Origin of the sequence: Inhella sp. (assembly GCF_027532025.1) — a bacterium.
GTDB lineage: Bacteria > Pseudomonadota > Gammaproteobacteria > Burkholderiales > Burkholderiaceae_C > Inhella.
The window spans coordinates 78190-96466 of sequence record NZ_JAPZSY010000012.1 but is presented as its reverse complement, the minus strand read 5'-3'; the positions used below and the strand labels follow the sequence as shown (position 1 = coordinate 96466).

14 protein-coding genes and 1 pseudogene are annotated in these 18277 nt (G+C 68.0%); 8 read left to right on the top strand and 7 right to left on the bottom strand.

Going from position 1 to position 18277, the window contains the following annotated elements; translation table 11 throughout:
• From O9335_RS02870 to O9335_RS02860, 3 genes and pseudogenes are all read left to right on the top strand, one after another.
• On the top strand, positions 1-1026 hold the full coding sequence (locus tag O9335_RS02870) for a homocysteine S-methyltransferase family protein (protein ID WP_298383265.1): 1026 nt from the start codon (positions 1-3) through the stop codon (positions 1024-1026).
• Positions 1027-1058: 32 nt separating this feature from the next.
• Positions 1059-1424, top strand: a pseudogene (locus O9335_RS02865) (6-pyruvoyl tetrahydropterin synthase family protein).
• A gap of 44 nt (positions 1425-1468) precedes the next feature.
• Positions 1469-2734: an HD-GYP domain-containing protein gene (locus O9335_RS02860; protein ID WP_298383262.1), complete on the top strand. Its 1266-nt coding sequence runs from the start codon at positions 1469-1471 to the stop codon at positions 2732-2734.
• A gap of 32 nt (positions 2735-2766) precedes the next feature.
• Here the strand turns inward: O9335_RS02860 and O9335_RS02855 are convergent, their stop codons facing one another.
• On the bottom strand, positions 2767-3834 hold the full coding sequence (locus O9335_RS02855) for an RNA methyltransferase (protein ID WP_298383260.1): 1068 nt from the start codon (positions 3832-3834) through the stop codon (positions 2767-2769).
• Positions 3835-3918: 84 nt separating this feature from the next.
• Between O9335_RS02855 and mnmA the strand changes: the two genes are divergently transcribed.
• The 3 genes from mnmA to O9335_RS02840 are packed head-to-tail and all read left to right on the top strand — an operon-like array spanning position 3919 to position 6992.
• Positions 3919-5034, top strand: a complete 1116-nt coding sequence (gene mnmA, locus O9335_RS02850) for a tRNA 2-thiouridine(34) synthase MnmA (protein WP_298383257.1) — start codon at positions 3919-3921, stop codon at positions 5032-5034.
• Between the two features lie 39 nt (positions 5035-5073).
• Positions 5074-6339 carry a histidine kinase gene (locus tag O9335_RS02845; RefSeq protein ID WP_298383254.1) on the top strand — a complete coding sequence of 422 codons (1266 nt, stop codon included), beginning with the start codon at positions 5074-5076 and terminating at the stop codon, positions 6337-6339.
• Positions 6336-6992, top strand: coding sequence for a response regulator transcription factor (locus O9335_RS02840; protein WP_298383251.1), 657 nt, complete (start codon positions 6336-6338; stop codon positions 6990-6992). Before O9335_RS02845 ends, O9335_RS02840 begins: the two co-directional genes overlap by 4 nt.
• A gap of 7 nt (positions 6993-6999) precedes the next feature.
• On the opposite strand, the gene O9335_RS02835 is transcribed toward O9335_RS02840, so the two are convergent.
• The 6 genes from O9335_RS02835 to O9335_RS02810 form a co-directional block, all read right to left on the bottom strand.
• Entirely contained in the window at positions 7000-7758 is a 759-nt protein-coding gene (locus O9335_RS02835) for a LytTR family DNA-binding domain-containing protein (protein ID WP_298383248.1), read from the bottom strand.
• Complete coding sequence (locus O9335_RS02830; protein WP_298383243.1) at positions 7755-8840, bottom strand: sensor histidine kinase; 1086 nt, start codon at positions 8838-8840, stop codon at positions 7755-7757. Before O9335_RS02830 ends, O9335_RS02835 begins: the two co-directional genes overlap by 4 nt.
• A 60-nt stretch (positions 8841-8900) precedes the next feature.
• The gene (locus O9335_RS02825) at positions 8901-9656 is read right to left on the bottom strand and encodes a class II glutamine amidotransferase (protein ID WP_298383239.1); all 756 of its coding nucleotides are present in this window, start codon (positions 9654-9656) and stop codon (positions 8901-8903) included.
• Between the two features lie 4 nt (positions 9657-9660).
• Positions 9661-10890: an NAD(P)/FAD-dependent oxidoreductase gene (locus tag O9335_RS02820; RefSeq protein WP_298383237.1), complete on the bottom strand. Its 1230-nt coding sequence runs from the start codon at positions 10888-10890 to the stop codon at positions 9661-9663.
• A 66-nt stretch (positions 10891-10956) separates the two neighbouring features.
• Positions 10957-13740 carry a TonB-dependent receptor gene (locus O9335_RS02815; protein ID WP_298383235.1) on the bottom strand — a complete coding sequence of 928 codons (2784 nt, stop codon included), beginning with the start codon at positions 13738-13740 and terminating at the stop codon, positions 10957-10959.
• Between the two features lie 445 nt (positions 13741-14185).
• Complete coding sequence (locus O9335_RS02810) at positions 14186-16357, bottom strand: malate synthase G (protein WP_298383232.1); 2172 nt, start codon at positions 16355-16357, stop codon at positions 14186-14188.
• A 94-nt stretch (positions 16358-16451) separates the two neighbouring features.
• Here O9335_RS02810 and O9335_RS02805 point away from each other — a divergent pair, with 94 nt between their 5' ends.
• Entirely contained in the window at positions 16452-17378 is a 927-nt protein-coding gene (locus O9335_RS02805; protein ID WP_298383229.1) for a LysR family transcriptional regulator, read from the top strand.
• Complete coding sequence (locus O9335_RS02800) at positions 17375-18253, top strand: DMT family transporter (RefSeq protein WP_298383226.1); 879 nt, start codon at positions 17375-17377, stop codon at positions 18251-18253. The genes O9335_RS02805 and O9335_RS02800 overlap by 4 nt, the downstream gene beginning before the upstream one ends.
• Positions 18254-18277 lie beyond the last annotated feature (24 nt).

The window sequence follows — 18277 nt, the reverse complement described above, 5'->3', positions numbered from 1 at the left end:
ATGCGCGAAGCACACCCCTACTCCCGAGCGCAGGCCCTCCCCGCCCTGCTGCGGCAACGCATCGTTCTCTTGGATGGCGCGATGGGCACGATGATCCAGTCCAAAGGGATGGACGAGGCCATGTACCGAGGCGATCGCTTCTCCGATCTGCCGCCCGATCCCGCCCAGCGAGGCAACAACGAACTCCTGAACTTGACGCAGCCCCAGCTGATTCAAGGCATCCACGAGGCTTACCTGGAAGTGGGTTGCGACATCGTCGAAACCAACACATTCGGCGCCACCTGCATCGCGCAATCCGACTACGGGCTGGCCCACTTGGCCCGCGAAATGAATCGGGAAGCAGCACGCTTGGCCCGGCAAGCCTGCGATCGCTTCAGCACCCCCGAGCACCCACGCTGGGCGGCCGGCGCGATCGGTCCGACACCCAAGACCGCATCCATCAGCCCCGACGTCAACGACCCAGGCGCTCGAAACATCGACTTCGAAACGCTGCAAAGGGCCTACCGAGAGCAAGTGGAGGGCTTGGTCGAGGGCGGCGTCGATCTGCTCTTGGTCGAAACCATCTTTGACACGCTCAATGCCAAAGCGGCCATCTTTGCCATCGAGTCGTACTTCGAAGACAGCGGCGAGCGCTTGCCTTTGATCCTGAGCGGCACCGTAACCGATGCCTCAGGCCGGGTGTTGAGTGGGCAAACCGTGTCGGCGTTCTGGCACAGCATTCGCCACGCCAAGCCCATGGCCGTTGGCCTGAATTGCGCCATGGGCGCGGCGTTGATGCGCCCTTACTTGGCCGAACTGGCCAGCGTGGCGTCAGACACCCCAATCAGCTGCTACCCCAACGCAGGCTTGCCCAACCCCATGAGCGAAACCGGCTTTGACGAAACCCCTGAAGTGACGGCGCGATTGCTGGGGGAGTTTGCACAGTTGGGCTTGGTGAACCTGGTCGGAGGCTGCTGTGGCACCACGCCTGCGCACCTGGCCGCGGTTCGATCCGCGATCACTGATGTCGCGCCGCGTCCCTATTGACCCGAGCGGCCATGCAGCAACCAGCGAGCCCCATGCGGTTTGAGCTCAGCCAGCGCTTCTTCTTTGATGCCGCGCACACTCTGAACCGCACGGTAGAGACCGAGTCGAGCAGACGGATTCATGGGCACACCTACATCGCAGAGCTGGTCGTCACCGCGGCCCTGCAGCCTGAGAGCTGCATGGTCGTGGACTTGGCCGTTTTGAGAGCTGCTATCACGCCGGTTCGCGAGAGGCTCGACCATCACCTTCTCAATTAGGTGCCTGGCTTGGTCAGTCCAACGCTGGAAGGGCTGTGCCTCTTCATCGCGCAAGGCTGTCAGTCACCAAACTGGACGGTGAAGCGGGTCAGCGTAGGACGCGATGCGAGTGGCGACCGCTGCTCCCTCATGCTCGGTTGAACAACGATCCACGCGGGGAGTTCCGGAGGAACTAGGATGGAACGATGGTGTCGGACAAAGAACCTCGCATAAGCCCCGATCAACTCTGCATCGGGATGTACGTGCACCTGGACCTGCCCTGGACCTCGCACCCCTTCACCTTCTCTAGTTTCAAGATCAAAACCCTGTACCAGGTGGCGGCCATTCAGGCGCTGGGCATCCAAGCCTTGCGCTACGACCCCGAGCGCAGCGACGTCGAACCCTTGCCCATGCCGGATCAGCGGGCCCGGTCACACCCGCCTGCGACGCCCGCAGCGGACGATCCGATGATGCTGGCCAAGCGCGCGCGTTTGGAGCGCATGGCGGCGCGCCAGGCCAAGATTCAGGCCTGCGAGCGGGCCTTGGTGTCCAGCGGCCATGCGGTCAAGTCCATCACCCAATCGTTGTTCGCCAAGCCCAAGCAAGCCTATGCCGAGGCGGGAGAACTGATCGGGGGCATCGCCGACACCATGCTGGTGGACGCCGATGTGGCCATCCAGCTGATGGCCGACAAGGTGGGCGGCGAGGACGTCTACGTGCATTCGTTGAACGTCGCCATCTTGTCCATGATCCTGGGCCGAGAGCTGAAGGCCCCGGCCCCCACCCTCAAGTTGATCGGCCTGGGCGCTTTGCTGCACGACATCGGCAAGAGTGAGCTGCCGGAGCGCGTGGCTCGCAAGGCCGGCGCGCTCACCCCGGCGGAGATGCACGTGTTTGAAACCCACCCCGCCAAGGGCGTGGACATCGCGCGCAATATGGGGGTCGCACCCGAGGTGCGCGCCATCATTGAGCAACACCATGAGCATGTGGACGGCAGCGGTTACCCCCGCAAGCTCACCGGCACGCAAATGAGCCTGCTCACGCGCATCGTTTGCCTGGTCAACGCCTACGACAACCTGTGCAACCCGGTGGACCCCAAGCAGGCCCTGACGCCCCACGAGGCGCTGTCGCTGATCTACGGCCAGCGCCGTTCGCACTTTGACGCCACGGTGCTGACCACCTTCGTGCGCAGCGTGGGCATCTACCCGCCGGGCACTGTGGTGGCCCTGAGCAACGGCACCATGGGCATGGTGGTGTCGGTCAACAGCTCGCGCCCGCTCAAACCCACGGTGCTGGTGTACGACCCGGCGGTGCCCAAGGAGGGCGCCATCGTGGTGGACCTGGAGCAGGAGCCTGACGTGACGGTGGCCAGCACCCTGCGGCCCCAGCAGTTGCCGGCGGCGGTGTTCGATTACTTGTCGCCCCGCAAGCGCACGACCTACCACTTCAGCACGGAAACCCCTGGGCCCTGAGACCTCATCCGCTGGGCGCGGTCCGGTTGGGGTCAGGCGGACGTGGCGGATGGCCGACCGGGGTCGGGCTCAGCACCTCGCCGTTGCAGCCTGACGGGCTGCAGCCGCGCCCGCAGCTGCCCGCAGCCGCCTTCCACGTCCTGCCCAGCCGAGTCCCGCAGCTTGGTCAGGATGCCCCGCGCATGCAGGCGGCGCGCTAGGTCGCGGCAGGCGTCCCAGCTCGGGCGGCGGAACGGCAGCCCCGGCACGGTGTTGAAGGGGATCAGGTTCAGCATGGCGGGCTGGCCGCGCATCAGGCGCACCAGGCGCTCCACCTCGTCGTCGCCGTCGTTCACGCCCTCCAGCAGCGTCCACTGCACCTGCAGCGGGTAGCCGGTGCGGCGGGCGTAGTCGCAGGCTTGGGCCATCAGCCACTCCGGGCTCAGGCGTGGGGCGCGCGGCAGCAGTGTTTCGCGCAACGCGGGCTGGGTGGTGTGCAAGCTCAGGGCCAGCGCCGGCTTCACGGCGCCCTGGCCCAGGCGCTCGAACACGCGTTCGTCGCCCACGGTGCTGAAGACCAGGTTCTTGTGTCCGATGCCACCCTCAACGCCCAGGGTCTCGATGGCCTCCAGCACCGCGTCCAGGTTGTGCGCCGGCTCGCCCATCCCCATGAACACCACCTTGTCGACCGCGCGCAGCGTTCGCGCCGTGGCCACCTGCGCCAGCAGCTCGGCGCTGCCGAGCTGGCGGATCAGGCCCAAGGTGCCCGTCATGCAAAAGCCGCAGCCCACGGCACAGCCCACTTGGCTGCTGATGCACAGCCCACCCCGAGGCAGGAGCACGGCCTCGACGCTTTGCCCGTCGTGCAAGCGCAGCAGCAGGCGCTCGGCGCCGTCTTCGCTGGGCTCGCGCGCGTGCAGGGTGGCCAAGTGTTGCCACTCGGTCATCAACGCGGGCAGGGCTTGGCGAAGCGGCTTGGGCAGGTAGTGCTCGAGCGCCTTGCGACCGCGGTCCAGGGGGATGGCCTGCAGCCAGTGACGCAGCACCCGGCGGCGGTGCTCGGGCAAGGCGCCCAGAGCCGCCAGATGGCGGTCGATATCGGCCAGGTGGGTCATGGGCATGGGCCCGATTGTCCAGGGGGTGCTGACCGACTGCGCCACCGGTTCCGTGCGTTGGCCGGCAGGGCTGTCGACAATGGCGGGGTGATGTCCACCTCCATCCCCAAACAACGCATCGTCGTCGGCCTGTCTGGCGGCGTGGATTCCGCCGTCTCCGCCGCCCTGCTCAAGCGGCAGGGCCACGAGGTCATCGGCATCTTCATGAAGAACTGGGAGGACGACGACCACAGCGGGTACTGCTCGTCCAACGTGGACTTCGTGGACGCCGCCTCGGTCGCCGAGGTCATCGGCATCGAGATCGAGCACGTCAATTTCGCCGCCGAGTACAAGGACCGCGTTTTTGCCGAGTTCTTGCGCGAGTACCAGGCCGGGCGCACACCCAACCCCGACATCCTGTGCAACGCCGAGATCAAGTTCAAGGCCTTCCTGGATCATGCCGTGGCCCGCGGGGCCGACGCCATCGCCACCGGCCACTACGCCCGTCGACGCCTGTTGCCCAGCGGTGAGTCGCAACTGCTCAAGGGCCTGGACCCGCTGAAGGACCAGAGCTACTTCCTGCACCGCCTGACGCAAGCCCAGCTCAGCAAGGTGCTGTTCCCCGTGGGCGAGCTGCCCAAGACCGAGGTGCGTCGCTTGGCCGCCGAGTGGGGCCTGCCCAACGCCAAGAAGAAGGACAGCACCGGCATTTGCTTCATCGGCGAGCGGCCGTTTCGCGAGTTCTTGAACCGCTACCTGAGCCATGCGCCCGGCGACATCGTTGACGAACGCGGGCGCCGCTTGGGGCAGCACGTGGGCCTGAGCTTCTACACGCTGGGCCAACGCCAGGGTCTGGGCATCGGCGGCGTCAAGGAAAAGGGCGCGCCGCGCGGCGGCGGCGAGCACGCGCCCTGGTTCGTCGCCGCCAAAGACATCGAACGCAACCGCTTGGTGGTGGTGCAGGGCCACGAGCACCCCCTCCTGCAAAGCCGTGGCTTGCGCTTCACCGACCCGTCGTGGATCGCCGACTCAGCGCCCGCCGATGGACGCTACGCTGCCAAGACGCGCTACCGCCAGACCGACGCGCCCTGCGCACTCGCCGGCTCGCAACTGAGCTTCGACGCGCCGCAATGGGCGGTGACGCCCGGCCAAAGCGCCGTGCTGTACGACGGCGACGTGTGTCTGGGTGGTGCCGTCATCGATCAGGCTCAACCCTGGCTTGCATGACCAAAGGCGGCGAGCGCCGCGCGCGCTAGGCTCCGCGCCATGCCGCCTGCTTCCCCGCCTCACGGCCCCTCGCGCCCATGGCTCGACCGCTTGGTCGAGCCTTCCTTTGCCTTGCGCGGCGTGGCCGTGGTGCTGGTGCTCTTGGAGCTGCGCGCCGCCTTGGCCGCGTTGACCGGTGCCGCTGCCGAACCCTTCGACGGCTTGATCAACCAGCTGTGGCAACTGGCCGGAGGCCAAGCCCGGGACCGGGCGCCGCTGCTGATGAGCCTGGCGCTGATGCTGCCCACCGGCTGGGGCCTTTGGCGGTTGGCGCGGCAGCCGTTCTTGGACACCCCGCCGCGTCATGTCTGGGCCTGGCTGCTGGCGCTGGACCTGCTGGCCTTTGCCGTCACGCCGGCCCTGGCGTTCTTGGTCACGGTGCTCGCGGGCCTCATGCTGTCGGCCCGTGGGGCGCTGGCGTTTGCCGCCTTGCAGGTGCTGCTGGCCCTGGCGCTGTACGCCTTCTTGCCGACCGAGGCCCAGCGGCTCGAACAGGCCCAGGGCGCCATGCCCGCTTTGCTCACCCAGGGGCTGTGGATGGTGGCCTTGTACGGCCTGGGTTTTGGGCTGGGGCGCCTGACCGCGGCGCAGGCCGACAAGCGCCGTTGGTTGCAGGCCGTGCTGGCCGAGCGCCTGTCGGCCGAGCAATTGCACGACGAGCAGCTGCGCTACAGCGAGCGCCTGGGCCTCGCGCGCGAGCTGCACGACCTGATGGGCCACCACCTGACGGCGCTGAACCTGCAGTTGCAGCTGGGCGAAGCCCTGCTGGCCCGCCACCAGGGGACCGAGGCCGCGGCCGCCCTGGGCAAGGCGCGCGGTGTGGCCGAGCAGTTGCTGGCCGATGTGCGCCAGGCCGTGAGCCTGCAGCGCGAGCATGCGCGCATCGACCTGTCGGCCGCATTGCAGGCGCTGGCCCAGGGCATCGAGTCGCCCCGCATCGCCCTCGACCTCGACCCCGAGGCCGTGCGCAACCTGGGGCCGCGCAGCGCGCACGCCCTGCTGCGCTGCGTGCAAGAGGCCGTCACCAACGCCGTTCGCCATGCCCGTGCGCGGCACCTCGCCATCCAGGTGCGCGCCGAAGGGCCAACGGTCTGCATCCGCATCGAAGACGACGGCCAGGGCCAAGGCAAGCTGAAGGCCGGCAACGGCCTGACCGGCATGCGCGAACGCCTCGCAGAATTGGGAGGGCGGCTGGACATCCTGCGCCAGCAGCCCGGCTTTTTGATCGAACTGCGCTGCCCGCGCGACCCGGAGACCCCCGCATGACAGCTCCAGCCACCCCCATCCGCGTGTTGCTCGTCGAAGACCAGCAACTGGTGCGCGAAGGCCTCAAGGGCCTGCTCGCCCTGTGCCCCGACCTTCAACTGGTGGGCGAGGCCGAAGACGGCGCGCAGGCCCTCATGATGATCCAGGCCGACCCGCCCGACGTGGTGCTCAGCGACATGCGCATGCCGCGGCTGGACGGCATCGGCCTCATCCGGGCGCTGGCGGCGCGGGCGTTGGCCGTGCCCGTGGTGCTGCTCACTACCTTCGACGACCGCGAGGCTTTCGATGAGGCTGCGCGCGCCGGCGCCAAGGGGTTTCTGCTCAAGGCCATCAGCGTGGACACCCTGGCCCAGGCCTTGCGCGACGTGGCCGCCGGTGGCCTGGCCCTGCGCCCCGGCCTGACCGAACGCGCCACGCGCCCGGGCGCCACCGAGCGCGCTTTCGAGGGCCTGCCCGACCCCGAGCCGCTCAGCCCCAAAGAGCTGCAGGTGCTGCGCCTGGTGGCTTCCGGCCGCTCGAACACCGAAATCGCCACCTTGCTGGGCAACAGCGAGGGCGTCATCAAAAACCACTGCTCGGCCATCTTCGCCAAGATGGGCGTGCGCGACCGCACGCAGGCCGTGCTGCGGGCGATCGATTTGGGTTGGATCTGAAGGGGCCTCACTGGCCCTTGAACAGGCCCTGGAACTGCCGCGATACCGGCAACTTTTCCGGGCGGCCCTTGAGGGTCAGCTGCATGTTGTTTTCGTCGATGCGCACGGCGCTGGCGATGTGGCGGCTGTTGACCAGCACCGAGCGGTGCACCTGCCAGAACACCTCGGCATCCAGGGTGGCGATCAACTCCTTCAAAGGCGTCCGGATCAGCGCTTCTTGATCGGCCGTCACCACCCGGGTGTAACGCGTGTCGCTCTCGAAAAACACCACCTCGTCGGGCTGGATCAGCTTGATCTCCTTGCCCACGCTCGCCTGAATTGGGCGCGGGCTGGCCGCGCGGGCCGGCATCAAGGCCTGCAAAAGCTGGGTCAAATCCGGCGCAGGCACCGCGGGGGCCGTGCGGGCTTTGAGCTTGTCGATCGCGCGCTGCAGTCGGGCGTCGTCCAAGGGCTTGAGCACGTAGTCGATGGCCCCCGCGTCAAAAGCTGCCAAAGCGTGGTCGTTGAACGCGGTGACAAACACCACCTGCGGCGGCGAGGCCAACTGGCTGGCCCGGCGCGCCACGTCCAGGCCCGTGAGGCCCGGCATGCGGATGTCCAAAAAGGCGACGTCGGGCTCGTGCTCCAGCACGGCGTCCCAGGCATCGACGCCGTTGGTGGCCGCCGCCACCAACTGCGCCTGGGGCCACAAGCGGGCCAGTGCGGCTTTCATCTGGTCGCGCGGGCCTTCTTCGTCGTCGGCGATGAGGATCTTGAATGGGGTCATGGCGAGTCGTGGATCAGGACGTCGGAGCGGCAGCCGCTGCCGTCGGCGTGCAGCGGCTGGAGGGTGAGTTGGGCACGTTCGCCATACAGATGGCGGAAGCGGTCGCGGGTGTTGCTCAAGCCCAGGCCGGGCTTGAAGGGTTGCGGCAGGCCCGCGCCATCGTCGTCCACGCGGATCCGCGCGCGGCCGTCGGGCAAGCGCTCGCTGTGCAGGGTCACGGTGCCGCCCCGCAGCGCGGGCTCGATGCCGTGGGTGATGGCGTTCTCCACCAGGGTCAGCACCGTGCCCGGGGGCACCAGCAGGCCGTCCAGCGCCGGGTCGTGCTCGATGGACCAGCGCAGTCGCTCGCCCAGCCTCACCTGCATGATGGCCAGGTAGGTGCGCACCAAGGCCCATTCCTCGGCCAGCGGCATGCTTTCGCGCTCGAACAGCGGCAAGGTGGCGCGCAGGTAAGTCGCCAGGTTCTTCAGCAAGGGCGCGGCGCGCGCATCGCCCACCTCCACCCAATGCGTCAGGCTGGCCAGGGTGTTGAACAGAAAGTGCGGGTGGATCTGCGCCGTGGCCAGGCGCCGGCTCAGGGCCAGCTGCTGCTGTTGATCGGCAATCTCGCGCAAGCGCGCCTCGATCTGCGCCACCCGAAAGATCACCAGCAGCAGCCAACTGGTGGTCACGAACACGAACACACCCAGCAGCGCCACGCCCGCAGCCTCGTCGCCCCGATCCAGCCAGGCGCCCAGCCCGAACAGCAGCACCATCAAGAGCCCAACCGCTCCATAGCTCGCGAGGGCCAAGCGCCGACGGCTGGGCCCGCGCCACAGCCAGCGCGCCACCGCCAGCACGGCCCAGGTCAGCGTCAGCCCCCCGATCCAGGCCACGGCGGCGGTGGCCCGCGGCCAGTACAGGCTCGACACCACCAGCAGCATCACCACGTTGGCGTAGAGGAAGGAGTCGATGCCGCTGGGCCAAGGCTGTTGTCCGGCCACGGCCATCTCGTCGGCGCTGAAGACGCGACGCGGCCCCGGGCAGAAGTACTGGGTCCAGTCCTTCCACCAAGCGGTGCCGTCGGGGGTGGGGTGCGTCATGGGCGGCAGTCTAGGCAGGCGGGCCCCGGTCGCGGGCCCCGTTGCGGCGAATGGCGGGCTTCAGGCCACGAGCTGGCCATGCTGGAACACCGCCAGCGCGCCTGGCGCCAGGGCCACCCAGCGTTCGTCGGGGGTCAGGGGCTCGGTGGCCACCACGGCCACGCGGTCGCTGGGGCGGGTGTGCTGGGCAAAGTCCACGCTCAGGTCGTCGTCGGCCAAGCGTGTGGCGCCAAAGGGGTGGGCGCGCAACACGTAGTGCAGCCGCGTGCTGGCGTGCGCCCACAGGGCCTGGCCGTTGCTCAGCAGCAGGTTGAAGGTGCCGCGGGCGTGCAACTGCGGCAGCAGCTCGCGCAGCGTCAGCGTCAGTTCGCTCACGCTGGGCACTTGGCAGTGGGCCTTGGCCAGCTCCTGCATCAGCCAGCAAAAGGCGTGCTCGCTGTCGGTGTCGCCCACCGGTCGAAAGGCGCCGTGCAGCGGCGGGCGGTAGGTTTTCAAGTCGCCGTTGTGCGCCGCCACCCAGTAGCGGCCCCACAGCTCGCGGCTGAAGGGGTGGCTGTTTTCCAGCGCCACCCGGCCCTGGGTGGCCTTGCGGATGTGGGCGATCACCACCTCGCTGCGGATCGGGTAGCGCTTGACCACTTCGGCCAGCACCGACTCGCGGGCGCTGGAGGGGTCCACGAACAGGCGCAAACCTTTGCCCTCGAAGAAAGCGATGCCAAAGCCATCCGGGTGCTCGCTGGCGCGGGCGCTCAAGCCGGCAAAGCTGAACATCACGTCCGTGGGGACGTTGGCATTCATGCCCAGCAGTTGGCACATCGGTTCAATCCCAAAGCACGCGGCGCAGGCCCCGCCAACTGAACAAGGTGCCGGGGTTGCTGGTTTCTTCCAGCACGCCCGCCAAGCGCTCGCGCAGGCGCGGGCTGCGCTGGCCGCGCCAAATCAACAAATCCGCCAGCCAGGGGTAGCGGTTGGCTTGGTTGGCGCGCTCGTACATGCGGTAGCGCGGGCGCAAGGCTTCCAGCGCGGCCTCGTACTGCGCCCGCGCAGCGCTGTCGTCTTCGCGGTGCTGGCGCAGCGCATCGGCCGCCAACAACGCGCTTTGCATCGCTTTGCCGATGCCCTCACCGGTGAACGAGTAGGTGGTGCCTGCGGCTTCGCCGATGACCATCAGGCCCGGCCGCGTGAAGCGCGCCCCTTCCAGGCTGCAGCGCAGTGGCGCGCCTTTCAGGTCGCCCAACAGCGTGCCTTCGCGCATCAGCCGGCTCGCTGGCGGGTGCGCCGCCACGAAGTCATCGAACACCTGGCGCAAGTTCACCGCCTTCTTGCGACCCTTGCCCTCGTGCTCGGCGTGGCTCTCCGTCAAACCCACGCCGATGTTGAACACGCCATCGGGCGCCGGAAAAATCCAGCCGTAGCCCGGCCGCACGGCCCGTGTCCACACCACCTCCAACTCGGTGATCTGGCCCACCAGGGCGGGCGCGTGAACGTAACCGCGCAAGGCCACACAACTGGGCGTGTGGCGTGTGCACAGGCCGGCGGCCTGCAAGGCCTTGGGCACCGCGCCCGTGGCCAGAAGCACCCAAGGTGCATGCAGGCTCAGGCCCTGTTCGCCCTGGCGCAGCCGAGCGCCGATCACACGCCCGTCGGCGTCCTCCAGCGGCGCCTCGAAGCGGGCTTGCAGGAACCGCGCTCCGGCATCCAGGGCCCCTTGCAGCAGCAGCGCGTCCAACTCGCGCCGTGGCAAGACGGCCAGGTGCGCTGGCACGTCCAGGTGGCGGCCACTTGGACCCACCCCGCGCACGTGGCGCACCCGCTGAGCCCGGGCCATCACGGCCTCCAGCAAACCCAGACGCGCCAGCGCGGCATGCGCGTCGGGAATCAGGCCATCGCCGCACACCTTGTCGCGGCCCATCGGCTGGGCGTCAACGAGCGTCACCCGCCAGCCGGCCTGCGCCAACACCCGCCCAGCGGCGCTGCCCGCTGGGCCGGCGCCAACGATCAACACGTCGGCGTCGACCGGGGTGTCAGGGGAGGGGGCTTGCATGCTCATGGGGCGATTGTCCCCAACGAAAAAGGCCCCGCTCGCGGGGCCTTGGGGATAGACGGGAAAACGGACTTACAGCCGGTAGGTCAGACCAACACGGATGCTGCGGCCGCGAACGTCATACAGGCTGATGTCCGTCAGGTTTGTCCATGCCGGGTCGAGCGGAGGCATCTTGTTTTGCACATTGATGATCGACAGCGACGCGCTCAGGTTGGCGTTGAACGTGTAGCGGCCGAAAAGGTCGACCGTGGTGCTGGAGCCTGTCCTTGCGGGAAGCACACCGTTCTGGAAGCGAGGATCCTGCGGCGTGAACCACGAAGCAGCGAGTGCCTGTTGATAGAAGCTGTGTGTGTAGTTCACACGGGCCGTCACGGCCAAAGCGCCTTGGTCCAGGCTCACCGACAAACCAGCTCGGGTGCGGGGGATGGTGTTCGAACCCCCATTGGTGCCCACGTACTCGACACCGTCCTCCTTGAAGCTGTGGATATAAGTGACGTTGGCACTGGTGGTGATGCGACCGAAGTCCGTTGCCAAACGCAGCGAACCGTCTAGGTCGACGCCTGAAGTGACTCGCGAGGCCAGGTTCTCGTAGTTGGACAAGATGGTCACGACACCGTTGGTGCCCGACGTGGTGTCGCGCAGCACATTGGCGGTCGACGGACACGGTGGGTTGCCAAAGGCGGCGCCCCCATTCGGGCAACTGGCGTCGATGATGTCTTGGAAGGACTTTGACGAAACCACGTTGCGCCAATCGATGCGATACCAGTTGGCTGCCACGCTGAAATCTTTGACGGGCTCAAATACCACGCCGACAGTGGCGCTCTTTGAGGTCTCGGCCTTGAGCTTCGGATTGCCCGTAAATACACCCGACACCTGACGGCCCACGCCGTCTTCCGGGTCAAGCACGCTCGTGAAGAAGGTGGCCTCCGATGGTGAGATTTCAGGCAGTGTTGGAGCCCGGAAGCCCTTGCCCCAGTTTGCGCGCACCAACAAGCCCTCCATCAGGCGGTACTTCACGCCGACCTTCGGGGTGGTCGACGTGCCGTAGTCGCTGTAGCGGTCCATGCGCAGCGCCAGTTGGGCTTCTAGGTCCTTGATGAAGGGCAGCGACAGTTCGCCGTACACCGAGGTGTTGGTGCGGCTGCCGTCGGTGGCGGTGATGCCCTGGCCCAAGATGTCGCCAGCGCGGGCGGCAGCTGCCGGACGGTCCTTGATGGCTTCACGGCGGAACTCGAAGCCAATGCCCAAGCCGATGTCGCCGCCAGGCAGTGCGCCCACGGTGGTGCTGGCGCGGGTGTCGATCATTTGCAGATCGGAGATGGCGGCACGCTCGAAGTTCGCACGGACTTGGTCGCGAACGGCGGCCGAGTTCAGGCTCGGGCGGTCCAAGTTGTACAGAACGGCGCCAGCCGAACCGGCCGTCGGGGTGGGCGGCTGGGGGTTGCTCGACACACCGAAGGCCGCGCTGGTGCCGGACTTGCTGAGGCGGTTCAAGCTCTGGGTGGTCGTGTCGCTGCGGGCGATGGTCACGCCGCTGTCCAGATCCCAGTCGCCGAAGGTGTAGTTCGCACCGACCAGCACGCGGGCGTTGGTCGAGGTGATCTGCGCGTTACGGGTGCCGAGGTCGGTCATCTGACCGTTGTAGCGCGCCGGGGTGGCGAAGGGGTTGCCCGAGGCGCCAGGGCCGAACGTCACGTTGTAGGTGAACGGACGCAGGCCAGCGTTGGTTTGCTGCAAGCCCGTGGTGCCGGCGAAGAACGTGTTCGTGAAGGTCTGCTCGGTCTCCGTGCGGCTCAGTGCCACTTCGGCAAAGCCGGTTGCGTTGGCCGACAGGTCCAGGGTCACGCGGCCGTAGCTGTTCAGGCGCTTGGTGCCAGGCAGTGCGCTCAGCTGGTTGTTGAGGTCAACCGTACAGAACGTGCTGTTGGGGTTGCCGCCAATGCCGGTGGTCGGGTTCAGGTTGGCCGCCGTGGGCTGAATCAAACCGGCCGCAATGGCTTCGGCCGTCGTCATCACGGTGCCGCCACGCTGCGAGCACTCGCTGATGGCGCGGTACTGGTTGGTGAAGGCGGTGCCGGCGGCGTTCAGCGCGCGCCAGGTGCCCATGCCCGTCAGGGAATTGCCGTTCCGGCCACCAGGACGGTTGCGGAAGTCACGGCTCTTCAGGAACTCGGTGTCCGACTGCAGCAGCTCGTCGCGCTGGTAGTAGTCGACCGTGCCGAAGGCGTTGAAGCCCGAAGCAGCGCGATCGCCCATGCCGAACGAACCGGTCAGGCGGTAGTCGTTCTTGCCTTCGAAGAAACCAGCATTGGCGCGAACTTCGGCACCCTTGTAGTCCTTGCGAAGGATGATGTTCACCACGCCAGCGATGGCGTCAGAGCCATAGATCGCCGATGCACCGTCTTTCAAAATGTCGATGCGTTCGATGGCGCTCGAAGGAATAGCGTTCAGGTCAACAAAGGTGTCCTGCAGGTTTTGGGCGTAGCCGTAGCCCGCGGTGCGACGGCCGTTGACCAGCACCAAGGTCGTCTTTTGGCCCAAGCCACGCAGTGAAATGCCGGCAGCGCCCGGGGCGAAGCTGTTCGAGAAGCTCTCACCGAAGCTGCCCAGGTTGGAGGGCAGGTTGCGCAGCACGTCGGCAGCGGTCGGCTGACCGGTGCGCTCGATCTGCTCGCGGGTGATGATTTCCACCGGCGCGACGGTTTCCTTGTCCAGGCGCTTGATGTTCGAGCCCGTGACTTCCACGCGCTCCAGCTGCTGGGGTTGGGCCGGCGTGGCGGGTTGGGTTTGGGCCAGGGCGGCCGTACCACTGATGGCCACCAAGGTGGCCAGGGCGAGCTTGGAGTGTTTGAACACGACTTCTCCAGTTGACAAAACAAAGCCCGACGCCGGTTGGCATCAGGCACCAAAACTTGGGCGAGGCCTCCCTAGAGGGGCGCTGTAACACCAAGAAACGAACGCGATTTTTTGGTCGCGTCCTATTTCAGCACCCTAGGGGGAACCCGTCGCTCCGGTGTTGCTCGAGCAGGGACGCCCTAGGGTTGACGCTAAGTGATTGAAATCAAAGCGAGATATCCGGCAAGCGAAGGCTTCGAAGGCGACCCAGGCACCCCCCAGCCCGTGACTCAAAAACAACAATGAACCGCCTGCTGGAAGCCAAACCCCCAACGCACTCAAGGCCTCGCCCAGACCGACTTGACAGCGCCCCAACACAAATTGGGGCGACCCAGTCTCAGCGCAACCCACACAAAAGCCCGGCATCGCCGGGCTTCGTCACTCAACGTGCGGCGAACTGCCTTGTTCAAGCCGCCTTGACTCGCAAGCGCCAAGCGTGAAGCAGGGGCTCGGTGTAGCCGCTGGGCTGCGCCATGCCCTGGAACACCAGGTCCTGCGCTGCTTGGTAGGCAGGGCTGGGGGAGGCCGAGCCAATACGCGGCGTCATCGGCGTGTAACCCACATCACCGGCGTTTTGTCCGTCCACCACTGCCGCCATGCGCGCAAAGGTTTCGCGCACCTGGGCCTCGGTCACGACGCCGTGCAGCAGCCAGTTGGCGAGGTGCTGACTGCTGATGCGCAGGGTGGCGCGGTCTTCCATCAGGCCGACGCCGTGGATGTCGGGCACCTTGCTGCAGCCCACGCCTTGCTCCACCCAGCGAACGACGTAGCCCAGGATGCCCTGAACGTTGTTGTCCAACTCCTGCTGCCGCTGCTCAGGCGTCCAGTCGGCACCCGGGGCGACGGGGATGGTGAGCAGGGCGTCGCGCAGCGCGGCCCAGTCGGGCGTTTGTGCTTCCAACTCGCGCTGCACGGCAGCCACGTCCACGCGGTGGTAGTGCAGCGCGTGCCGGGTGGCGGCGGTGGGGCTGGGCACCCAGGCGGTGTTGGCGCCGGCCTTGGGGTGGACGATCTTTTGCTCGAGCATCGCGGCCATCAGGTCGGGCATGGCCCACATGCCCTTGCCGATCTGCGCGCGGCCTCGCAGGGCGCCGTGCAGGCCGCGCAGCACGTTGAGCTTCTCGTAGGCCTGGATCCAGCTGGAGGCCTTCATGTCGGCCTTGCGCAGCATGGGGCCGGCGTGCATGACGGTGTGCATCTCGTCGCCGGTGCGGTCCAGGAAACCGGTGTTGATGAAGGCCACGCGCGTGCGCGCCGCGGCGATGCAGGCGGCCAGGTTGGCGCTGGTGCGGCGCTCCTCGTCCATGATGCCCAGCTTGACCGTGCTGTCGGGCAGGCCGAGCAGCTGCTCCACGCGGCCGAACAGCTCGCAGGCGAAGGCCACCTCGGTGGGGCCGTGCATCTTGGGCTTGACGATGTAGACGCTGCCTTGGCGGCTGTTTTTGAAGGGGCCACTGCCCTTGAGGTCGTGCAGGGCGATGGTCACGGTGACCAGCGCGTCGAGGATGCCTTCGGGGATCTCGCCACCGCTGCCCAAGCGCACCGCCGGGTTGGTCATCAGGTGGCCGACGTTGCGCACGAAGAGCAGCGACCGGCCCGGCAGCGTCAGCTCGCCGCCTTGCGGCGCGGTGTAGCGGCGGTCGGGGTTCAGGGTGCGGGTGATGGTGCGGCCGCCCTTGTCCAGGGTCTCGCTCAGCGTGCCTTTGAGGATGCCGAGGTAGTTGCGGTAGGCCACGATCTTGTCGTCGGCATCGACAGCAGCGACGGAGTCTTCCAGGTCCAGGATGGTGGACAGCGCCGCTTCCATCAGCACGTCGGACACGCCCGCGGCGTCTTGCGCGCCGATGGGGCTGTTGCGGTTGATCTGGATTTCGAAGTGCAGGCCGTGGTGCTTCAGCAGCACGGCGCTGGGCGCGTCGGCCGCGCCTTGGTGGCCGGCGAACTGGGCGGGGTCCTTCAAGGCGCCCACGCCGTCCACCACCAGGGCGCCGTCCACCACGCGGTAGCCCTTGGCGTCGGCGTGGCTGCCGCTGGCCAGGGGGGCGGCCTCGTCGAGGAACTGGCGGGCAAAGGCGATGACCGCCGCGCCGCGCACCGGGTTGTACTTGCCCGCGCGCTCGCGGCCCTCGCTCTCGGGGATGGCGTCGGTGCCGTAGAGCGCGTCGTACAGGCTGCCCCAGCGGGCGTTGGCGGCGTTCAGCGCGTAGCGGGCGTTCATCACCGGCACCACGAGCTGGGCCCCGGCCTGCAGGGCCAACTCGGCGTCCACGTTGGCGGTGGTGGCCTTGGGATCGGTGGGCTCGGGCTGCAGGTAACCGATCTGAGTCAAGAAGGCCTGGTAGGCCGGCATGTTGGCGATGGGCCCCGGGTGGGCGCGGTGCCAAGCGTCCAGTTCGGTCTGCAGGCGGTCGCGTTCGGCCAGCAGGGCGGCGTTGCGCGGCGCCAGGTCGTGGGCGATCTGGTCGAAACCGGCCCAGTAGGCCTCGGGGCTGACGCCGGTGCCGGGCAGCACTTCTTCGTTGACAAAGCGGTGCAGCGAGGCGGCGACTTGCAAGCGGTGGACGGACACGAAGGCCATGGCGAACTCCTGAACAACACGGGATGGCGCCAATTTAGGCGTGCACAGGCTTAGGATTAACGCAGTCTGAGCGAATCATTCGTGCAAAAAAGTCATGGATAAGTTCAAGCAGCTCGAAACCTTCGTGGCCGTGGCCACCAAAGGCAGCCTGACGGCCGCGGCCGCGCTGGAGGGCATCGTCCCCGCGGTGGTGGGCCGGCGCATGGACGCGCTCGAGGCCCGCCTGGGCGTGCTCTTGATGCGCCGCACCACGCGCAAGCTGACGCTGACGCCCGAGGGCCAGGCCTTCCTGGAGGACGCCCAGCGCCTGCTGGCCGAGTGGGTCGCGGCCGAGGGCGCCGTGAGCGCCGGCGGCGCGCAGGCCAAAGGCCATTTGCGCGTGACGGCCCCCGCCGGCTTTGGGCGCCGGCACGTGGCCCCCTTGGTGCCCGGCTTCCTGGCCGAGCACCCCGGCCTGAGCCTGAGCCTGAACCTGTCGGACCGCGTGATCGACCTGGTGAACGAGGGCTTCGACTGCGCCGTTCGCGTGGGCGACCTGCCCGACTCCAGCCTGGTGAGCCAGCGCCTGGCCGACAACCGCCGCCTCGTCGTGGCCACGCCTGAGTACCTGAAGCGCGCCGGCACGCCCCAGCACCCCAGCGACCTGGCGCGCCACCACTGCCTGATGCTGAGCAGCGAGGCCAGCCAAACCCGCGGCTGGGCCTTCCAGGTCGACGGCAAGGTGATGCACCACCGCCGGAGCGACCGCAGCGGCGGGCGCCTGGACTGCACCGACGGCCAAGTGCTGCACGACTGGTGCCTGCAAGGCCTGGGCCTGGCCTGGCGCAGCACCTGGGAGGTGGCGGGCGACCTGCAGTCGGGCCGACTGGTCAGCGTGCTGGACGCCTTCGCCGCGCCGCCCAACGGGGTCTACGCCGTCTACGCGCAGCGCGCGCACCAGCCGCTGCGCGTGCGCGTGTGGATCGAGCACTTGAAGCGCCATTACGCGCGCCGCGAGTACTGGATGCGGGTGGGCGGGTGAACGCCAGCGCGCTGGCGGCGGTGCTGGCCGCCGCGCTGCTGCACGCGCTGTGGAACGTGGCGGCCAAGCACGCCCGCCGCGGCGAGGGCGACGCCGTCGCCTTCCAGGCCCTGACCGCCGGAGCCGTGGTGCTGCTGTGGGCGCCGGCCGCGCTGTGGTGGGGCTGGGCCGAGTTGCCGCATTGGGGCTGGCAGGCCTGGGCCTTGGTGACGGCCAGCGGCGCGGTGCACCTCCTCTATTTCAGCAGCCTGCTCACCGGCTACCGCGTGGCCGACTTGACCGTGGTCTACCCCATGGCCCGCGGCAGCGGACCGGTGTGGACCACGGTCGCCGCCGTGCTGCTGCTGGGCGAGCGCCCCTCGGGCTGGGGCTGGGCGGGCCTGGCCACCATCGTGCTGGGCATGGCCCTGCTCACCGGCCTGCTGCGCCGTCGGCCGCTGACGGCGCCGGTGCGGGCGGGCCTGCGCTGGGGCGCCCTCACCGGGGCTTTGATCGCCAGCTACACGGTCATCGACGCTTACGCGGTGAAGGTGCTGCTGCTCAGCCCGCTGCTGGTGGACTACTTCGGCAACCTGCTGCGCCTGCCGCTGCTGCTGCCGGCTCTGGCGCGCAAACCCGCCGGCACCCTGGCCAGCACCTGGCGCGACACCTGGCGCTCGGTGCTGATCGTGGGCACGCTGGCGCCGGCCGGCTACATCCTGGTGCTGTGGGCCTTGCAATCGGCGCCGCTGTCGGCCGTGGCGCCGGCGCGCGAGTGCTCGATGCTGTTCGCCGCCCTGCTGGGCGGGCACCTGCTGCAAGAAGGCGACCGCTGGGCCCGGGGGCTCGGGGCCTTGTGCATCGCCGCCGGGGTGGCCCTGCTGGCCGGTGCCTGAAACGAACAAGGCGCCCGCAGGCGC

Coding starts and splice junctions, on each gene's coding strand:
- O9335_RS02870 (WP_298383265.1), top strand. CDS start 1: ATGCGCGAAGCACACCCCTACTCCCGAGCGCAGGCCCTCCCCGCCCTG.
- O9335_RS02860 (WP_298383262.1), top strand. CDS start 1,469: ATGGTGTCGGACAAAGAACCTCGCATAAGCCCCGATCAACTCTGCATC.
- O9335_RS02855 (WP_298383260.1), bottom strand. CDS start 3,834: ATGCCCATGACCCACCTGGCCGATATCGACCGCCATCTGGCGGCTCTG.
- mnmA (WP_298383257.1), top strand. CDS start 3,919: ATGTCCACCTCCATCCCCAAACAACGCATCGTCGTCGGCCTGTCTGGC.
- O9335_RS02845 (WP_298383254.1), top strand. CDS start 5,074: ATGCCGCCTGCTTCCCCGCCTCACGGCCCCTCGCGCCCATGGCTCGAC.
- O9335_RS02840 (WP_298383251.1), top strand. CDS start 6,336: ATGACAGCTCCAGCCACCCCCATCCGCGTGTTGCTCGTCGAAGACCAG.
- O9335_RS02835 (WP_298383248.1), bottom strand. CDS start 7,758: ATGACCCCATTCAAGATCCTCATCGCCGACGACGAAGAAGGCCCGCGC.
- O9335_RS02830 (WP_298383243.1), bottom strand. CDS start 8,840: ATGACGCACCCCACCCCCGACGGCACCGCTTGGTGGAAGGACTGGACC.
- O9335_RS02825 (WP_298383239.1), bottom strand. CDS start 9,656: ATGTGCCAACTGCTGGGCATGAATGCCAACGTCCCCACGGACGTGATG.
- O9335_RS02820 (WP_298383237.1), bottom strand. CDS start 10,890: ATGAGCATGCAAGCCCCCTCCCCTGACACCCCGGTCGACGCCGACGTG.
- O9335_RS02810 (WP_298383232.1), bottom strand. CDS start 16,357: ATGGCCTTCGTGTCCGTCCACCGCTTGCAAGTCGCCGCCTCGCTGCAC.
- O9335_RS02805 (WP_298383229.1), top strand. CDS start 16,452: ATGGATAAGTTCAAGCAGCTCGAAACCTTCGTGGCCGTGGCCACCAAA.